The 15,817-nt window shown below is 67.8% G+C and carries 17 protein-coding genes; 9 read left to right on the top strand and 8 right to left on the bottom strand.

The window, feature by feature from the left end; genetic code table 11:
• The first annotated feature begins 223 nt into the window (after positions 1–223).
• Entirely contained in the window at positions 224–1,819 is a 1,596-nt protein-coding gene (mptB, locus tag ACQCSX_RS06930) for a polyprenol phosphomannose-dependent alpha 1,6 mannosyltransferase MptB (protein WP_427018291.1), read from the top strand.
• Here mptB and ACQCSX_RS06925 read toward each other — a convergent pair.
• Positions 1,803–2,483: a DNA alkylation repair protein gene (locus ACQCSX_RS06925; protein WP_427018290.1), complete on the bottom strand. Its 681-nt coding sequence runs from the start codon at positions 2,481–2,483 to the stop codon at positions 1,803–1,805. The two genes, mptB and ACQCSX_RS06925, sit on opposite strands and share 17 nt — an antisense overlap.
• A gap of 59 nt (positions 2,484–2,542) precedes the next feature.
• On the opposite strand from ACQCSX_RS06925, the gene map reads away from it, so the two are divergent.
• The 4 genes from map to ACQCSX_RS06905 all read left to right on the top strand — a co-directional run bounded on the left by map (position 2,543) and on the right by ACQCSX_RS06905 (position 6,267).
• Positions 2,543–3,310: a type I methionyl aminopeptidase gene (gene map, locus ACQCSX_RS06920; RefSeq protein ID WP_427018289.1), complete on the top strand. Its 768-nt coding sequence runs from the start codon at positions 2,543–2,545 to the stop codon at positions 3,308–3,310.
• 130 nt (positions 3,311–3,440) lie between these two features.
• Positions 3,441–4,460, top strand: a complete 1,020-nt coding sequence (locus ACQCSX_RS06915; protein ID WP_427018288.1) for an NAD-dependent epimerase/dehydratase family protein — start codon at positions 3,441–3,443, stop codon at positions 4,458–4,460.
• Positions 4,461–4,562: 102 nt separating this feature from the next.
• Entirely contained in the window at positions 4,563–5,075 is a 513-nt protein-coding gene (locus ACQCSX_RS06910) for a universal stress protein (protein WP_427018287.1), read from the top strand.
• Between the two features lie 79 nt (positions 5,076–5,154).
• A complete protein-coding gene (locus tag ACQCSX_RS06905) occupies positions 5,155–6,267 on the top strand; it encodes a sulfite oxidase (protein WP_427018991.1) in 1,113 nt (370 codons plus the stop codon).
• A 21-nt stretch (positions 6,268–6,288) separates the two neighbouring features.
• Here ACQCSX_RS06905 and ACQCSX_RS06900 read toward each other — a convergent pair whose 3' ends face one another.
• The 4 genes from ACQCSX_RS06900 to ACQCSX_RS06885 all read right to left on the bottom strand — a co-directional run bounded on the left by ACQCSX_RS06900 (position 6,289) and on the right by ACQCSX_RS06885 (position 8,214).
• Positions 6,289–6,747 (bottom strand): SRPBCC family protein, encoded by a 459-nt coding sequence (locus tag ACQCSX_RS06900; protein WP_427018286.1) that lies wholly within the window; start codon positions 6,745–6,747, stop codon positions 6,289–6,291.
• An 84-nt stretch (positions 6,748–6,831) separates the two neighbouring features.
• Positions 6,832–6,981 carry a hypothetical protein gene (locus ACQCSX_RS06895; protein ID WP_427018285.1) on the bottom strand — a complete coding sequence of 50 codons (150 nt, stop codon included), beginning with the start codon at positions 6,979–6,981 and terminating at the stop codon, positions 6,832–6,834.
• A gap of 101 nt (positions 6,982–7,082) precedes the next feature.
• Positions 7,083–7,703: an L-threonylcarbamoyladenylate synthase gene (locus ACQCSX_RS06890; protein WP_427018284.1), complete on the bottom strand. Its 621-nt coding sequence runs from the start codon at positions 7,701–7,703 to the stop codon at positions 7,083–7,085.
• A 103-nt stretch (positions 7,704–7,806) separates the two neighbouring features.
• Positions 7,807–8,214 (bottom strand): DUF1275 family protein, encoded by a 408-nt coding sequence (locus tag ACQCSX_RS06885; RefSeq protein WP_427018990.1) that lies wholly within the window; start codon positions 8,212–8,214, stop codon positions 7,807–7,809.
• Between the two features lie 88 nt (positions 8,215–8,302).
• On the opposite strand from ACQCSX_RS06885, the gene ACQCSX_RS06880 reads away from it, so the two are divergent.
• Positions 8,303–9,146, top strand: a protein-coding gene (locus ACQCSX_RS06880) for an IS5 family transposase (protein WP_427018989.1) whose coding sequence is annotated in 2 segments (ribosomal slippage) — positions 8,303–8,608 and positions 8,610–9,146 — 843 coding nt in all. Because the reading frame shifts where the segments join, the coding sequence is not laid out codon by codon here.
• Here the strand turns inward: ACQCSX_RS06880 and ACQCSX_RS06875 are convergent.
• Both ACQCSX_RS06875 and ACQCSX_RS06870 read right to left on the bottom strand, forming a co-directional pair.
• On the bottom strand, positions 9,087–9,458 hold the full coding sequence (locus ACQCSX_RS06875) for a YoaK family protein (RefSeq protein WP_427018283.1): 372 nt from the start codon (positions 9,456–9,458) through the stop codon (positions 9,087–9,089). The genes ACQCSX_RS06880 and ACQCSX_RS06875 overlap by 60 nt on opposite strands.
• Before the next feature lie 259 nt (positions 9,459–9,717).
• Positions 9,718–11,292 (bottom strand): IS1182 family transposase, encoded by a 1,575-nt coding sequence (locus tag ACQCSX_RS06870; protein ID WP_427015623.1) that lies wholly within the window; start codon positions 11,290–11,292, stop codon positions 9,718–9,720.
• Between the two features lie 59 nt (positions 11,293–11,351).
• On the opposite strand from ACQCSX_RS06870, the gene ACQCSX_RS06865 reads away from it, so the two are divergent.
• The gene (locus tag ACQCSX_RS06865) at positions 11,352–12,062 is read left to right on the top strand and encodes a peptidase dimerization domain-containing protein (protein ID WP_427018282.1); all 711 of its coding nucleotides are present in this window, start codon (positions 11,352–11,354) and stop codon (positions 12,060–12,062) included.
• A 97-nt stretch (positions 12,063–12,159) separates the two neighbouring features.
• On the top strand, positions 12,160–12,858 hold the full coding sequence (locus ACQCSX_RS06860; protein ID WP_427018281.1) for a GntR family transcriptional regulator: 699 nt from the start codon (positions 12,160–12,162) through the stop codon (positions 12,856–12,858).
• 338 nt (positions 12,859–13,196) lie between these two features.
• Here ACQCSX_RS06860 and ACQCSX_RS06855 read toward each other — a convergent pair whose 3' ends face one another.
• Entirely contained in the window at positions 13,197–14,267 is a 1,071-nt protein-coding gene (locus tag ACQCSX_RS06855) for an excalibur calcium-binding domain-containing protein (RefSeq protein ID WP_427018280.1), read from the bottom strand.
• Between the two features lie 62 nt (positions 14,268–14,329).
• On the opposite strand from ACQCSX_RS06855, the gene ACQCSX_RS06850 reads away from it, so the two are divergent.
• A complete protein-coding gene (locus ACQCSX_RS06850) occupies positions 14,330–15,421 on the top strand; it encodes an IS630 family transposase (protein WP_427018279.1) in 1,092 nt (363 codons plus the stop codon).
• Positions 15,422–15,817: the final 396 nt, after the last annotated feature.

The following is a 15,817-nucleotide window of genomic DNA, read 5'->3' as shown; positions in this document are numbered from 1 at the left end:
CAAAGGCAGATCCGGGCCGCAGCCATTCTATCGCAGGCGGTTTTGGCCCCCTCCGCAACCGGGTGGGTCCGCCGGGGGAGGCCCCCGTCCGCGGTGCTAAAGTGGCACTATTCCATACCAGACGATCACAACGGCGGGCACTGCCGGCTCTGGAAGAAAGACCGGACAGGACTGCTAATTGATGGTGACCTCAGAGGTGCGCGAGCATGGGGCGGGGGGTTCGTTGGCTGCTCCAAAGGCGTTGCGCGGCTCCAACGTCCCGGGCGACGGCGCTGCCCTGGCCGCGGCCGCCAAGACCGCCATCGTGCAAGGCTTTGTCGCCTCGGTGCTGATCGTGCTTGGCTCCCTCGGTGTCGGCTGGCTGGCCGGCAGCAGCACGCTGATCCGCACGCCCCTGTTCATCTTTGCCCGCACCGCTCCGGTCCCGGTCATCCTGTGCACGGTGATGCTGTGCGTGGGGGCCCTGCTGCTGTTGCGTTCCTGGCTTCGGCTGGCCCAGCGGATGGGCAGCTGGGACGAACGGTCCCGGCCGGTGCTGGTGCGTGCCCTGTGGATGTGGGCCCTGCCGATGATGGCAGCCCTCCCGCTGTTCAGCCGCGATTCCTACGCCTACATCGGCCAGGGACGGCTGATGATGCAGGGCCTGAACCCGTACACCAATGGCATCTCGGCGCTGAACAACTACTATTCGTTGGGCCCGGACACGCTCTGGACCGAGGCGCCGACGCCCTACGGCCCGCTCTGGCTGTGGATCGAACAGGGGGCCGTCGCCGTGAGCGGGGGCATCCCCGAGGTGGCGCTGATTCCGTTCCGCCTGGCCGCGCTCGCCGGCGTCGTGCTGCTGGCCGTCTTTGTCCCCAAGCTGGCCGCCTTGCACGGGGTGAACCCGAACCGGGCGCTCTGGCTGGTGGCGTTGAATCCCGTGGTGCTGATCAACTTCATCGCCAGCGCCCACAATGACTCCCTGATGCTGGGGCTGGTGGTGGCCGGGATCTACTACGCCTCCGTCAAGCGCCCCATCCTGGGCATCATCCTGGTCACCGCGTCCATCGCCATCAAGCCCATCACGCTCATTGCGCTGCCGTTCGCCGGTCTGTTGTGGGCCGGGCACCGGGCCGGTTGGGGCCGGCGCTTCCTGTGCTGGGCGGCCACGTTGGGCATCTCGATGGGGCTGCTGGCCGCGGCCGGTCTGGTGAATGGGCTGGGCTTCGGCTGGCTGGGTGCGCTGCAGACCTCCAGCGCCGTCTGGATCTGGTACGCCCCGCTCGGTCTGCTCTCACGCACCGTCGGCTTCGCCACCTCGCTCTTTGGCGGTCCGGGCGATGCCCTGGCCGATGGCATCCAGAAGGTCGGCACCGTTGCCTCGGTGCTGGCCGTCATCTGGCTGACGCTGCGCCCCGCCTCCACGGGGGTCTGGGGCTGGCCGTTGAAAAAGAGGACCGAAACCGGCCCGTTGGACGAGCGGTCCTATGGGCGGCTCGTGGTGCGCCGCACCGCCTGGGCGTTTGCCGCCGTCGTGCTCCTGGCCCCGGTGATCCAGCCGTGGTACATGCTGTGGCTGTTGGCGTTTTTCGCCGTGACGGGCCTCAACGACGGCTGGCAGCTGCGCACGGTGTTCTACCTGACGGCGTTCTTCACCCTCATTGCCCTGACCGACCAGCTCAGTGTCTTCCCGTGGATCCCCATCGAGGTCGTCCGGGGCGTGGCCATTGCCGTGGGCGTCTCCTTTGCGGTGTACCTGATCTTCTTCGACAAGAAGACCCACATGCTCTTCCGCCACCCCCGGCACGCCGCAGGCGTCCCTAGCCCAGGTGCTTGATGGCCTCGCGGGTTGAGAGCGCACTGAGCCGGGCGCGGTTCGCTGCCACGTAGGCCAGCACCCACGCCGGGTCCGTCCGGGCATACTGGCGCAGGGACCAGCCAATGGCCTTGCGGAGAAAGAACTCGCCCTGGTCCAGATTGGGCGCCATCACGTCCTGAAGCAGGGTGGTGTCGGTGTCCGCCTTGGCCGGCAGCTGGGCGATGATGGCGCTGCGCCGGAACCAGAAATCCTCGTGCACGCTCCAGCCGCGCAGCACCTGGCTCATCTGGCCTGGGTGCTCGGCGAGCAGCCGCCAGATGCGCTCGGCCACCGAATCCACATGGTCCCACCAGGAACCCGTGGAGATCATCTCCTCGTACAGCGGGAGCATGGCCAGCTGGCCCCGGGCCAGGGCATGGTCCGTGATGATCACCGCCGTGTAGCGTTCCTCGCGGAAGGCTGCGGTGCGCCACAACTGGGCCGCCGTCGCCCGCAGCTGCTCAAGGTCGGTGAAGGGGTGCTCCTTCACCAGGGCCTTCACCGTGCGGCGCAGGATGGGCATGGGCACGCCAAGATAGGGCTGGCTGGATTTCATGTAGGCCGCCATGGCCGGTGCCTTCTCCGGCAGGGCCACGGCCTCCAGGGCCGGGCGCAGGGCGCTGATGAACTGCTGATTGACCACGGTGTCAGGCTACTGCGTAGAGTGGACGCCAACGAACACGCCAACAGCAAGGGGCAGCAGTGGGCCAGATTAAGACGCCAGCAGAGATTTCCGCCATGCGCGAGGCAGGCCGGGTCGTGGCGAACGCGCTGGCCGCGGTCAAGGCCGCTGCCGCCGTCGGGGTCTCGCTCAAGGAGCTCGACGCCGTGGCCGCGGCCGTCATCGCCGACGCCGGGGCCACACCGGCGTTCCTGGACTACCACCCCTATTGGGCCGCCACCCCGTTTCCCGGCGTCATCTGCACCAGCGTCAACGACGCCGTCGTGCACGGCATCCCCAACGGCTATGTGCTGGCCGACGGGGATCTGGTCAGCATCGATTGCGGGGCGTTTGTGGACGGCTGGTGCGGCGACGCGGCCATCAGCTTCACCGTGGGCACGGCGTCGGCCCAGGACACGGCGCTGATCGCCGCCACCGAGGCCGCCCTGGCCCGCGCCATCGAGGCCGCCCGCATCGGGAACAAGATGGGCGACATCGCCTACGCCATCGGCGGCGAATCCCGCCGCGCCGGCTACGGCCTGCTGGCCGACCACGGTGGCCACGGCATTGGCCGCAGCATGCACGAGGAACCCTCCGTGCCCAATGACGGCCGCCCGGGCCGCGGCCTGAAGCTGGTGGAGGGTCTGGTCATTGCCATCGAGCCGATGCTGTTGGCCGGCAAGAAGGACGATTACTACTACGACGACGACGAGTGGACCCTGCGCACCGCCAACGGCCGGCGCGCCGCCCACAGCGAGCACACCATCGCCATCACCGCCGAAGGGCCCGTCATCCTCACGCTCCTGTAGCCGGGGCCCCGCACGGGCGTCCGGGCCGCGACGCTGCGGCAGCTTCGGCGTGCGGCCGGTGGCCGAACGGCCGGGAACGGGTGGAGAATGCATTTTGGAATGCACCATCGCCAGCGTCGAGGAGCCAGCCATGCGCGTTGCCGTCATCGGAGCCACCGGCCACATCGGTGGGTACCTCGTGCCGCGGCTCGCCGCGGCCGGCCACCAGGTTCTGGCCCTCAGCCGCGGGAGCAGGGAGCCGTACCACCCCGACCCGGCGTGGCAGCGGGTTGAACGGATCACCGCCGACCGGTCCGCGGAGGACGCCGCCGGCACCTTTGGGGCGAGGATCGCGGCCCTGCGGGCGGACGCCGTGGTGGACCTGCTCTGCTTCACGCCCGATTCCGCCGCCGCGCTGGTGGAGGCGCTGCATGGCACCGGCACGGTGCTGGTGCACTGCGGCAGCATCTGGGTCCACGGCCATGCCGCCGAGGTCCCCACCACCGAGGAGGATCTGCGCAATGCGTTCGGGACCTATGCGCAGGGCAAGGCCGCCACGACGGAGTACCTGCTGGCCCAATCGCATGCCGGGGGAGTGCCCGCCGTCGTGCTCCACCCGGGCCACCTCGTGGGACCGGGCTGGGCGCCGGTCAACCCCGCCGGCAACTTCGACCCCACGGTGTGGGAGCGGCTGGCCGCCGGGGATCCTGTCGCGCTGCCCAACCTGGGGTTGGAGACCCTCCACCACGTCCACGCGGACGACGTCGCGCAGGCCTTCCACCGCGCGCTCCTGACCCCCGATGCCATTGGGCAGGACTTCCACATCACCAGCGACCGGGCGCTCACCTTGCGTGGCTTTGCCGAAGCCGTGGCCGGCTGGTTCGGCCGCGAGGCCGCGGTGGACTACGTGCCGCTGGCGCAGTTCGCCGCGGGCACGACGGCGGAGAATGCCGCGGCCACCACTGACCACCTCATGCACAGCCCGTCCATGAGCATCGCCAAAGCCCGGCAGATCCTGGGCTACCGGCCGCGCTACACCTCGCTGGCTGCCGTCGCCGAAGCGTTGCGCTGGCTCGCCGGCCACGGAGTGGTCCAGCTGCCCGTGCAGGAATTTGGCCCCGCGGCGCCGGCGGCGGATCCCGTGCCGGACGGGGACTGGTTCGAGCCCTGACCGGCGACACTATCCGGATGCGCCGCACGGGCCCAGAATGGAGCTACCAAGCCCCGGCGCCGTGCCAAGCCGCGCAGCCGCCGGCCCATGAAAGGCGATGCCATGGACAGCACCTATACGCCCATCCCCTTTGAAGGCGGGCCCGTGCTCGTGGGCCTGATGCCGGGCCAGGACGGTGCCGTCACCGCGCGCGCGGCGGAGTTGGCGGCGAGCCTGGGCGTGGTCCTGCTGGGTGCCTTTGTCGACCCTGCGAGCTACCTGATCGAGTGGGATCCTGCCGGGGATGTGGAGCCGCTGTCCCTGGATCCGGTGCTCAGTGACGACGACGAAACCGCCGGCATTGCCAGGGAACTCTCCGCGCAGCTGGATTCGGTGGCGCTGGAATACGGGGTGGAGAGCCAATTCCGCGTCGTGGCGGGGGAGCGCGCCCTGGCCCTGGGCCGGCTGGCGGAGTCGGTGGGCGCGGCCATCATCGTGGTCGGTGCCCGCCGCCCCGGCCTGCTGGCCAAGGCCGAGGAGCTGGTGGGCGGCTCAGTGGTCCGCAAACTCACCTCCTCGCAGCACACCCCGGTCCTGGCCATCCCCGGCGTCGTGCACTTCCCCAAACACGGATAGCCGGACCCGGGCCGCCGGCACTGCGGCGGGTCCATTGACATCCCCACAGGCCGGCGACCACACTGGCCGCATGGGTGCAATGTCCCGCGGCGCCCGCGGCCCAATGGCCGGGCACTCCGCCCTTTCCACATCACGGCTGATCACGCGCGATGAGCTCCAGCTTGCCTCCCGGAACCATGCGGCGCCCTTGGAGGCACTGCGCTGGCCGGTGACCCCGCCGGGCATGCATTACCTGCTGATCCACTTCGATGTGCCCCAGCTGGACCCCGAGGCCTGGCGCCTGCGGGTGCACGGCGCCGTCGGGCATGAGCTGGAGCTGGACCTGGCCGAGCTGGCGAGCCGGCCCCGGCGCAGCCTCACCGTCACCCTGGAGTGTGCCGGAAACGGGCGGTCGCGCCTGGATCCGCGGCCGCTCAGCCAGCCGTGGGACCTGGGCGCCTTTGGCACGGCCGCGTGGACGGGAACGCCGCTGGGCCCGCTGCTGGCCGAGGCGTCGCTGGACCCGGATGCGGTGGAATTGGTGTTCACGGGCGCCGACCATGGCGTGCAGGGCGGCGTGGAGCAGGACTATGCCCGCAGCCTCAGCGTGGCCGATGCCTGTGCCGATGACGTGCTGCTGGCCTATGAGATGGACGGCAGGCCGCTGGCCCCGCAGCACGGGTACCCGCTGCGGCTGCTGGTGCCCGGCTGGTACGGGATGGCCAGCGTCAAATGGCTGGCCTCCATCGAGGCCGTGCGGACTCCGTTCGCGGGCTACCAGCAGGCGGTTGCCTACCACTACCAGCACGACGCCGCGGACGCCGGCACGCCGGTCAGCCGCATCCGGGTGCGGTCGCTGCTGGTGCCCCCGGGCATGCCCGACTTCATGACCCGGCAGCGGCTGCTGGCGGCGGGGCCGGTGCTGCTGCGGGGCCGGGCCTGGTCCGGGACCGGCCCGGTGGTCCGCGTGGACGTGGGGATTGACGGGATCTGGTCCCCGGCCCAGCTGGAACCGGCGGCCGGGCCGCAGGCCTGGCAGGAATTCAGCTGCGTCTGGGTGGCAGCGCCGGGGACGCACCGCGTGGCCTGCCGCGCCTGGGACGCGGCAGGCTCGGTCCAGCCGCTGGAACCGGAATGGAACTACCAAGGGATGGGCAACAACGCCGTCCAGGCCTTCGACGTGGAGGTCCGGGAACCGGCGTCCGGTGCGTAGGCGAAGCCGCCGGGGGCGGCGCTACTTGGCGACGGCCAGTGCCAGCTGGGACAGGCCCTTTTCGAAGTCCTTGCCCACCATCTTGTCCATGTTCATGAACAGCGCGAAGATCTTGGCGATGCCCTTGTTCTCCCCGCTCATGGTCCAGGTGACGCGGGTGCCGCCGCCCTCCGGGGCAAAGGTGAAGACGTTGGGGTTGACGGCCTTGAACGGCTTGGTGAATTCGAGGCGGATGTTGATGCGGCCCGGCGCCGAGGTCTCCACGATCTCCATGTTGCCGGAGCCGGCCTTGCTGTTGCCCGACCACGCGTACTTGGCGCCGACGCCGGATTCGCTCCCGGAGTAGGTGCGCTCCATGGTGGGATCCACGGTTTCCCACGGCGACCACTGGGTCCACGAATTGAAGTTGTTGACGAGGGCGAACAGCTCGGCCGCGGGGGCGTTGATCAGGGCGTTGCGAGTGACTGCATAGGTAGACATGTGGCCATCCTATGGCCGGACCGGCATATAGGGCCGCGCACGCGACGGGGTGTCGCAGACGGTGTTGCGGATTTGCCGGGCCCGTCAGCCGCCGTCCACCGAATCGTCGTCGGGGCCCTCGGCGGGCTGCTGGGAGTGGTGCCGGAACTCGGGCACTTCCACGCCATCTAAGCCCTCGGCGGGCGCCTCGCTGTGCTCGCGTTCTTGCTCCGGGGGGAGGGGAGTGGTGTTCATGGGATTGCCTTTCTCTTGCCGCAGGGGCGTAGCGGACTGGTTCCCTCTCCATTCTCCGCCTTTGCCGGCCAACCGGAAGGGGGCCTCCCCGCGGGCTGGACCTATTCGAACCGGGACGTGTCGCCCATGCCGCGGCGGACGATCTCCGCGGAGCCGCTGGAGTAGTCGATCACCGTGGTGGGTTCCGCACCGCAGTCGCCCGAGTCCACGACGGCGTCGAGGACGTCGTCGAGCCGTTCCTTGATCTCCCAGCCCTGCGTCAGCGGCTCCTCCTCGCCCGGCAGCAGCAGCGTGCTTGAGAGCAGCGGCTCGCCCAGCTCGGCCAGCAGGGCCTGGACCAGGACGTGGTCCGGGATGCGCACGCCCACGGTCTTCTTCTTGGGGTGCATCAGGCGGCGCGGGACCTCCTTGGTGGCGGACAGGATGAAGGTGTAGCTGCCCGGGGTGACCGCCTTGATGGTCCGGAAGACGTCGTTGTCGATCTGGACGAACTGGCCCAGCTGGGCAAAGTCCTTGCAGACCAAGGTGAAGTGGTGTTTGCCGTCCAGCTGCCGGATGGAGCGGATGCGGTCCAGGGCGTCCCTATTGCCCAACTGCGCGCCGAGGGCATAGCAGGAGTCCGTGGGATAGGCGATGAGGCCGCCGTCCTGGAGCATCTGGACGATCTGCCCAATGCTGCGCGGCTGCGGGTCCTGGGGGTGAACATCGAAGTATCTGGCCATGGCATGAAGCCTACGCCCGGAGCGGGGCCGTTGGGCAGCCATTGGTGGGGTCCGCCGGCGCCGGTGCCGTTGTGGGTCCGCGGGGCGGGCGGCCGGGCGGCGCTCAGCGGCCAGGACGCGTCCTGTCCCCGAGCACCGCGACGGCCAGGGTCAGGAGCGACCCCACGGCGATCGCGAGGCCCAGGTGCAGCTGGAGCAGCGCCGCGCCAGCCCCGGCACCGGCAAAGATCACCGCAATGGCCGCGGTGCGGCGGTTCCACAGCCGCCGGCCGGGCCCGCGGCCCGCCAGGGACTCGCCGGCCAGGGAAGCCAGCGTGGAGGTGACCACCACGGTGGTCATGTCCGCCACGGCCACCTTGCGGGCCACGCAGGCCTGCGAACCCATCTGTGCCGCGATCAGGGCGGCGATGGCCACGGACAGGGCATGGGAGGGTGCGGGCCCGGCGGTGAATGCCGCCACGGAGATCCCGGCCAACAGCGCGGCCCCGGCGGCTAGGGTGTGTCTCCTAATCAGTGGTTTTGCGGTTTGGCATGATTGATGGGTGCCTTCTCGCTATTCCGTGTTGTCCGATGCCCAGTGGGAGTCCATTGCCCCGTTGATGCCCGATTCGTCGGGGAAACCGGGCCGACCCTTCAACGACCACCGGCTGATGACCGAGGGCATCATCTACCGCTACCGGGCAGGGATCCCATGGCGTGATCTCCCTGCCTATTTCGGGTCGTGGAAGACCGTGTGGAAGCACCACCGCCGCAACGCCGCCAACGGGACCTGGGACAAGGTCCTGGCGGCGTTGCTGACCCGCGCGGACACGGCCGGGCTGATCAACTGGGAGGTCTCGATCGACTCCACGGTCAACCGTGCCCACCAGCACGGCACGAACCTGCCCCGCCACACAGGGGGACCTGTCGAATTACAGGAATCTGCTCGACGAGCCTGAGGACCATGCCATCGGCCGGTCCCGCGGCGGGCTGACCACCAAGATCCACGCCCTGGTGGATGGCAACATGCGTCCCCTGGTCCTGCTGCTGGGGCCGGGCCAGGGCGGGGGGACGCCGATGTTTGAGAACCTCATGGAGGCCCTGAAGGTAGAAAGGCCCGGTCCCGGCCGGGCCCGCACCCGCCCGGACCGGGCCATGGCCGACAAGGCCTATTCCTCCAAAGCAATCCGGGCGTACCTGCGCGGGCGGGGCATCGAGTGCGTTATCCCGGAAAAGGACGACCAGAAGGCCAACCGGAAACGCAAGGGCTCCGCCGGGGGACGCCCCGTCAGATACGACAGGGACGCCTACAAACGGCGCAATGTGGTCGAGCGCAGCTTCAACACCCTCAAGCAATGGCGGTCCCTGGCCACCCGCTACGACAAACTGGCCCTCACCTACCGCTCAGCGGCCGTCCTGCACGCCGTCGTCATCTGGAGCGCCGCATTGGGAGACACGCCCTAGGAGCACCGTGCTGCGCCGGCACCAGCCGGATCCCTGGCCACGCAGGATGGTCCCTATCAGCAGGGCGCCGCCGGCAAAGGAGAACAGGGCCAGCAGCGGCCCGAACACGGGCAGATCCGCGCTGCCCACCAGGCCCATGGCCAGGATGACGATGTTCCCTGTCATATTGCCCGTGAACACCTTGTCCAGGCCCAGATACCCCACGGCGTCGACCACCCCTGTGACGAAGGTCAGCGCCATCATCAGCCACAACTGGGTGCGGCCAACGTCCCAGCGGGTGGCCCGCTGGCGCTCGGCGGGGCTGGTGGACATGGTGCTGGCCTTTCCGGAAGGTGCGGGGTGGTGGATGGAGTCGTTGGCATGGACTGCCTAGGAGGGCGCTGAACAAGGGGCAATTCGGGGCCGCGGGTTTGGCTGTCGCACCTTTCCGGGGCCTTTGGCGGCCCGCTGGGGGTCTCCTTTCTGATCGCCGGAGATCTGGTTCGTGATTTTTGCGGGCCTTGTACCTCCGTTCGTGGCTCCCCGCGGCTGGGATTTGGCCCAGGACCGGGGTGGGGGCCCTTTCCGGGTCTTATCCCAGGGCCCAGGCCCCGTTGTGGCGGGTGAGGCCCAGTTTCAGGAGTCGCCGGAGGTTCAGCGCGGCGGTGCGGACCTGCAGCCAGGCGTTGTTCTTTTCAACTCCCCGGTATCTCAGGGCCCGGTTGCCTCCGGCGACCAGCCAGCCGATGGACCGTTCCACCAGGGGCCGGTGGGCCCGGTAGTCGTGCCGGAACCCGGGCTCGAGGGCGGCGGCCCGGTGGGCGCGCTGGCGGGCGTGGTGGACGGTGATGACGACCTTGCGCCCGCCCTTGGCCGTGGTGCATTTCTCCCGCAGCGGGCAGGCCTTGCAGGCGGTGCCGAAGTTCACGTTGCCTCTGGCGCTGATGGTGCGCACCTCACCTTTGGGGCAGGTGAGCGTGTTCTTTGCTTCGTCGTGGGTGAAGTCGTCCAGGTCGTAGCCGCCGGGCACTGCCGGGCGCAGCGGCCTGGGCTTGACCAGCCCCTGGTGCCCGGCCCCGTCGAGGTGTTCGAGCATGGGCCCGGAGCCGTAGGCCGAATCGCCAAGCATTTGGTAGTCAACCTCCGTATCCTTCATGGTCGGATCGGCGGCGGCCAGCCCGATTCCGGCCTCCGCGTCGCTGGAACCGGGGCCGGCGGCCCGGGTCATCACGGCGCTGGTGTAGAGCCCGGTTTCCGGTTCGGCAATGATGTGTCCCTTGAACCCGTCCATCATCACCGAGCGGGACTTGTGCGCGTGCCTGGCCTCGGGATCCACGATGGAGACCATCCGGTCCCGGGCGACCTTCCGGGCGATCCGCCACCGCCCGTCGGTGCCGTCGGAACCCTCGGCCGGCTCCACGTCCTGGCCCGAAACCAACGCCAGCAGCACGTAGGCCTGCGCCTGCGGCGAGTCTTCTTCCAGGGTGTCGGGATCCACCGCGCCAAGCAGGGCCAGGGCGTCGGTGACCAGCCCCGAGACCAGGGCGTCCTTCGCTTCCTTGTCGTCCCAGGCGATGTCCGGCTTGCCCACGTGCGAGTAATCGTAGGAGGTGGCATGGACCGCCATGAGCGTGGCCCCGTGCTCCATGGCCCTGCCGAAACGGCGGATCACGGCAATCAGCTGGGTGATGGTGTCCTGCCGGGCCACCGCATCGGCGAACACGGTCGAATCCACCGCCCGGCGGTGCCGGCCGGTGAGGACACCGGTCGCGGTGATGACCTGGGCGACGGCTTCGGTGATGCGGTGCGGGTTGCTGCTGCCGCGCAGGCGGTTGCGCCAATGCACCAGCGCCGTGGGATGGAACGCGGTCTCGGTCAGCCCGTACCCGCAGGCGGCCTTCCACCGCAGGTCAAAGGTCAAGGCTTCGGCGGCGGCCCGGTCCGAGAGACCCTCCAGGGCCTGCAGGACCAGGACGGTGCCGATGACCGCGGCCGGGATCGAGGGCCTGCCCCGGGTGGAGGGAAACAGGTCCTCCATCATCGAGTCCGGGAAAAGCTCCGAGCGGTGCCCGGCCAGAAACGCGTAGGCACTCCCCGGGGCCAACAGCTCCCCGGCCAGCGCCTCCACATCCAAATACCCGCGCTGGGCCTCTTCAATTCCTTGCATGCATCCAGTCTTAAGGACCAGGACCCGAAGTCCAGCAGGCGCGCCTTAAACCACCCAAATTGTTCAGCACAGTCCTAGTGTGCGGCGAGGGGCCCGGATTCCGCCGGCTGGCCATCGGGGAAAAGGGTGTCCTCTGGCTTGAGGTCACGGCCACGGGCGACGCCGGGCATTCCTCCGCCGTCCGGGCCGGCCGCTCCGCCGCGGCAAGGCTGGCCCATGCCGTCTCGGCCATCGACGGGCTCACCGGCCGGCGCGGGACCCTTCCGCCGGAATTGGGCGGCCTCGCCGCCGTCGGCCCCTGCCATGATCCGGGCCTTGAGCTCACCGCCAACGTGGGCGTCATGGCGGCCGGCACCTTCATCGGCCAGATGGCCACCGCCGGGCGGGCGGAGGTGTACCTCCGGCTGCCGCCGGGCATCTCCACCGATGCCGAGGAGGAGATGGTCCGTACGGCCATTGGCGGCGACGGATTGTCGGTCCGGCGGATCAAGGGGTGGGATGCGAATTTCACGGACCCGGACAGCGCCCTGGTGAGGTCTTGGCAGCACGCCGAGGCCTTGGCGGGGCTGGCGGCCGCGGACCATCCGATCCGGCTGCCCGCCAGCGACGCCAGCAGGTGGCGCCAGCTGGGCATCGAGGCCATCTGCTACGGACCGCAGCCCACCCTGTCGGCGGGCATTGACGACTATGCCGTTGAGGATGATGTCATCAATTGCGTATCGCTCTACACCTTGGCCGCGGTTTCCTACCTCACAACCGACGGAAGATGAGGGCATTATGGTACTAAGCGTTGCACCCGAACGAGGGGACCGAAGAGTTGCCGCAGACACCACAGAGCCAATCGGCACGGACCATCGGACGCGCGCCATGACACAGGCCGGGGCCCCGGGCGGCCAGCCGCCGGTCCGGTCTGCCTTGGATGCCAGCACATTGCCGGCGCAGATCCACGAGGCCCTCGAGGAGGCCATCATCCATGGCGATCTGCCGCCGGGGTCCAGGCTGCGCCCCGACGACATCGCCGCCTTGCACGGCGTCAGCCGGATTCCCGTCCGCGAGGCCCTGAGCTCGCTGGACGAGGCCGGCTGGGTGGAGATCCGGCCGCGGTACGGGGTCTACGTCAAGGAACGCAACTACACCGAATTGCAGGAGCTCTTTGAGGCCCGGGCGGCGCTGGAGGCGGAGATTGCCAAGCTGGCGGCCCTGCGGCACACGGCCGCAGACATTGTGGCGCTCAAGCAGACCGTCGATGCCAGCAAACGGGCCGCCGAGGACAACGATGTGGACGCGCTGTCCCGCGCCAGCGTCGAATTCAATGCCGGCATCCGCGCCGCTGCCCGCAACTCCGTGCTGACCGCGCTGTCGCTGGGCCTGGAAAAGCGGGCCAGGTTCTACTTCTTCCCGGTGTCCGGCCAGCTGGGCAGCGATTGGGTCGGCAAGCAGGCCAGCCTGGTCGGCACCGTGGAGGCGGGCGACGCCGACCAGGCGGCCAGCCTGGCCCGGCGGTACATCGTAGAGACGGGGGAGGCGGTGTCCAGGCTGCTTGGCCCGGACTCGTTCAGCAGTTGAGGCTGTCCATTCCGGTCGGCGCGTTCGCGAATGCGTGGGTGGCCTCGCAACGCCGATCCGGGAGCCGTTCGCCCCCGCTGTGTTCTCGTTCTTGTTCCGTTCGTGGCACCGGCGGAAGAATTCGACCTGGGAGCCGCTGATTGCATCCGGCGAAGCAGCAATCGACGGTTCTAAGGGATGGTGAAGGGGCTGGGCCCGGCGCAATGCCGAACCCAGCCCCTTCATCAGCCTAACTTCTGCCGCATATTCGCGATTCCAAGATTGGGTGGCAAACCACGCGCGATGGACCTTTGGCCATTGACGCCACCTACTCTTTGGATAGTCCGCGGAGCATGGAGCTATTCGCAGGCAATGCCGTCACGGTCCCTATCCAGGCCCACTCGATACCCGTCCTGCCAGAAGTAGAGGGGCGCAGCCCCTGCGGCCCTTACGGCATCGCAGTTCTTGTAGTAGACAGGGACGGGTGCCGGAGCCGGTGCGGGTGCCGGCGTAGGTGCCTGCACCCTTGACGGGTACTCAATGGTCACGCTGCCCGCTCGCCAAGTGGCCCGCCCGCCTTGAAAGTCTTGGGCGAATCCGCCACTGCTGACCGCGTACTCGTTGGTTGTGGGGTAGCCAAGAGGGCCCCTCTCGGACCCCTGGGCCGACCATGCTGCCCGGATGCCTCCAGTGGAAATGCGCGCCCCAGCCGCAGGCGACCAAATAACCTCGGCATACTGGAAGTTCTGCTTGGCGCCCCCGGCAACGAGTCCCCCGATTTCGTCGGACGTTGGGTACCCGAGATTGCTATTGGGGCCTCCTGCGTTGAGCCAGGTGGCCCCGATACCGCCCTTGATGAATCGAGAGCCAGTGGCAGGCGAGTAGACGATCTGCCCATACTGGAACGCTTGTGTGATTCCACCATGTGCCGTCGCATACTCATCCGTGGTCGGGTAGCCGAGGCCGCTTGTTGGACCCCCAACTTTGTCCCAGGTGGCCCCAATTCCACCCTTTGTGATGCGTGATCCGGTAATGGAGTTCCAGGAAATCTTGCCGTACTGGAAGCCCTGCATGATGCCACCAGCCATCGGCGAATACTCGTCAGTGGTGGGATAGCCGAGACCGCTGACGGGGCCGCCCGCATTGTCCCAGGTCACTCCGATGCCGCCTTTGGTGATGCGCGATCCGGTGACCGGGTTCCAGGAAATCTTGCCGTACTGGAAGTTTTGCATGACACCACCGAGCATGGGTGAGTATTCATCGGATGTTGGATACCCGAGGTCACTGTCCTGGGCACCGATTCCAGCCCAAATGGTGTTGATCCCGTTAACAACGGCGTGAGCTCCGCTCGACGCCGACCAAGCGATAGTTCCCAGTTGGAAAATCTGGGAGGCGCCGCCATCCCTGAGGCCGGAAACTTCGTCGGACACGGGCAGGCCAACTAGTGGTGTGTCTCCAAAATAGTTAATGACTTTGGGTTTAGGCTGGGATCATGTCGAATCCAGCACCCGCCCTGGCCCTTACCGACGCCCAGCGCACCGTCCTGGAAGCGCTGGCCGCATCCCAGGTGGCCTCCCACCGGGAGGTGCAGCGGGCGCAGGTTCTGCTGATGGCCGCCGAGGGCCTGGCCAACGAGTGGATCGCCCGGGTGGTGGGCATCACCCCGGGCACGGTGCGCTCCTGGCGTACCCGCTTCGCCGAGGAAGGCCTGACCAAGCTCGGGAAGGTGCGTGGCGGGCGGGGACGCAAACCGGTGATCCCGCAGTCGACGATCGACGAAATCGTTGAGCTGACACAGAACTCAAAGCCTGAGGGACACACGCATTGGTCGGTGCGCACCATGGCCGCGAAGACCGGGGTCTCCCCGGCGCAGGTGCAACGCATCTGGTCTGCCCGCGGGTTGAAACCGCATCTGGTGACGAAGACCTTCAAACTCTCCACGGACCCGAAGTTCGAGGAAAAGCTCATCGACGTGTGCGGACTGTATTTGAACCCACCGGAGAACGCGATCGTGTTCTGCATGGACGAGAAGACCTCCATCCAGGCCCTGGACCGCTCCCAGCCGTCGTTGCCGATGACCAGGGGGCGGGCCGGGACGATGACCCACGACTACAAGCGCAACGGAACCACCACGCTCTTCGCGGCCCTGGAGGTCGCAACCGGAAAGGTCATCGGCTCCTGCGTTCCCAAGCACCGCCACGATGAATTCCTGGTGTTCCTGAAAACCATTGAAAAGGAAGTCCCGGCCGGCCTTCAGATCCACCTGGTCATCGACAACTACGCGACGCACAAGCATGCGAACGTGAAGGCGTGGCTGGCCAAACACCCACGGTTCCACCTGCATTTCACCCCGACCTCATCCTCGTGGTTGAACCTGGTGGAGCGGTGGTTCAGGGAGTTGACGGAGAAGGCGCTACGCCGTGGGGTCTTTCATTCAGTGCCTGATTTGATTGCGAAGATCGAGGAATACATCGAGGTGAACAATGCCGACCCGAAGCCTTTGGTGTGGACCGCGGATGCGGAGTCGATCCTGGAAAAAGTGGCTCGTGGCCGGGTTGCGCTCCAAGCCGTCAAGCAAAACTGAGACACTACACTAGATCGGCCACAGTCACATACTTGGTACCGATAGGACCTTCACTTACGGCCACCTCTGTAGACATGGCACGTATTGCGCCGGTCGGAGCGCCACCAGCTGCGAAGGGTTCGGCGACGGCAATCGGTGCGGTGGATAGCCCAGCGGCGACCACAATTGCGGTCGCAAAGAGGGCATTTATCTTCTTCAAGTATTTCCCCGGATTCTCTCGACGGCTCCGGGCCGTCAAGTTGTCTCAATACAATGGCGTGTGAAAGCGCTTCATCGTACATCGGGGGCACTCAATCCGCCCTATTGGTAGTTCAACGGCCGGAGTTGTTAAGGCAAATGCAGAACAATAGGGCATTCAGACGTGGTGTCGCAGCTGTACTCTGAGCGGGAATCCGG

The organism is Pseudarthrobacter sp. P1, from assembly GCF_050156935.1.
In the GTDB taxonomy this organism is placed as follows: domain Bacteria; phylum Actinomycetota; class Actinomycetes; order Actinomycetales; family Micrococcaceae; genus Specibacter.
This window is presented reverse-complemented; position numbering and strand designations above follow the sequence as displayed.

Bases quoted from the DNA above. Each gene is read 5' to 3' on its own strand.
- ACQCSX_RS06915 (WP_427018288.1), top strand. From the start codon at position 3,441: ATGCGCGTTGCCGTCATCGGAGCCACCGGCCACATCGGTGGGTACCTC.
- ACQCSX_RS06910 (WP_427018287.1), top strand. From the start codon at position 4,563: ATGGACAGCACCTATACGCCCATCCCCTTTGAAGGCGGGCCCGTGCTC.
- ACQCSX_RS06905 (WP_427018991.1), top strand. From the start codon at position 5,155: ATGTCCCGCGGCGCCCGCGGCCCAATGGCCGGGCACTCCGCCCTTTCC.
- ACQCSX_RS06900 (WP_427018286.1), bottom strand. From the start codon at position 6,747: ATGTCTACCTATGCAGTCACTCGCAACGCCCTGATCAACGCCCCCGCG.
- ACQCSX_RS06895 (WP_427018285.1), bottom strand. From the start codon at position 6,981: ATGAACACCACTCCCCTCCCCCCGGAGCAAGAACGCGAGCACAGCGAG.
- ACQCSX_RS06890 (WP_427018284.1), bottom strand. From the start codon at position 7,703: ATGGCCAGATACTTCGATGTTCACCCCCAGGACCCGCAGCCGCGCAGC.
- ACQCSX_RS06875 (WP_427018283.1), bottom strand. From the start codon at position 9,458: ATGTCCACCAGCCCCGCCGAGCGCCAGCGGGCCACCCGCTGGGACGTT.
- ACQCSX_RS06870 (WP_427015623.1), bottom strand. From the start codon at position 11,292: ATGCAAGGAATTGAAGAGGCCCAGCGCGGGTATTTGGATGTGGAGGCG.
- ACQCSX_RS06860 (WP_427018281.1), top strand. From the start codon at position 12,160: ATGACACAGGCCGGGGCCCCGGGCGGCCAGCCGCCGGTCCGGTCTGCC.
- ACQCSX_RS06850 (WP_427018279.1), top strand. From the start codon at position 14,330: ATGTCGAATCCAGCACCCGCCCTGGCCCTTACCGACGCCCAGCGCACC.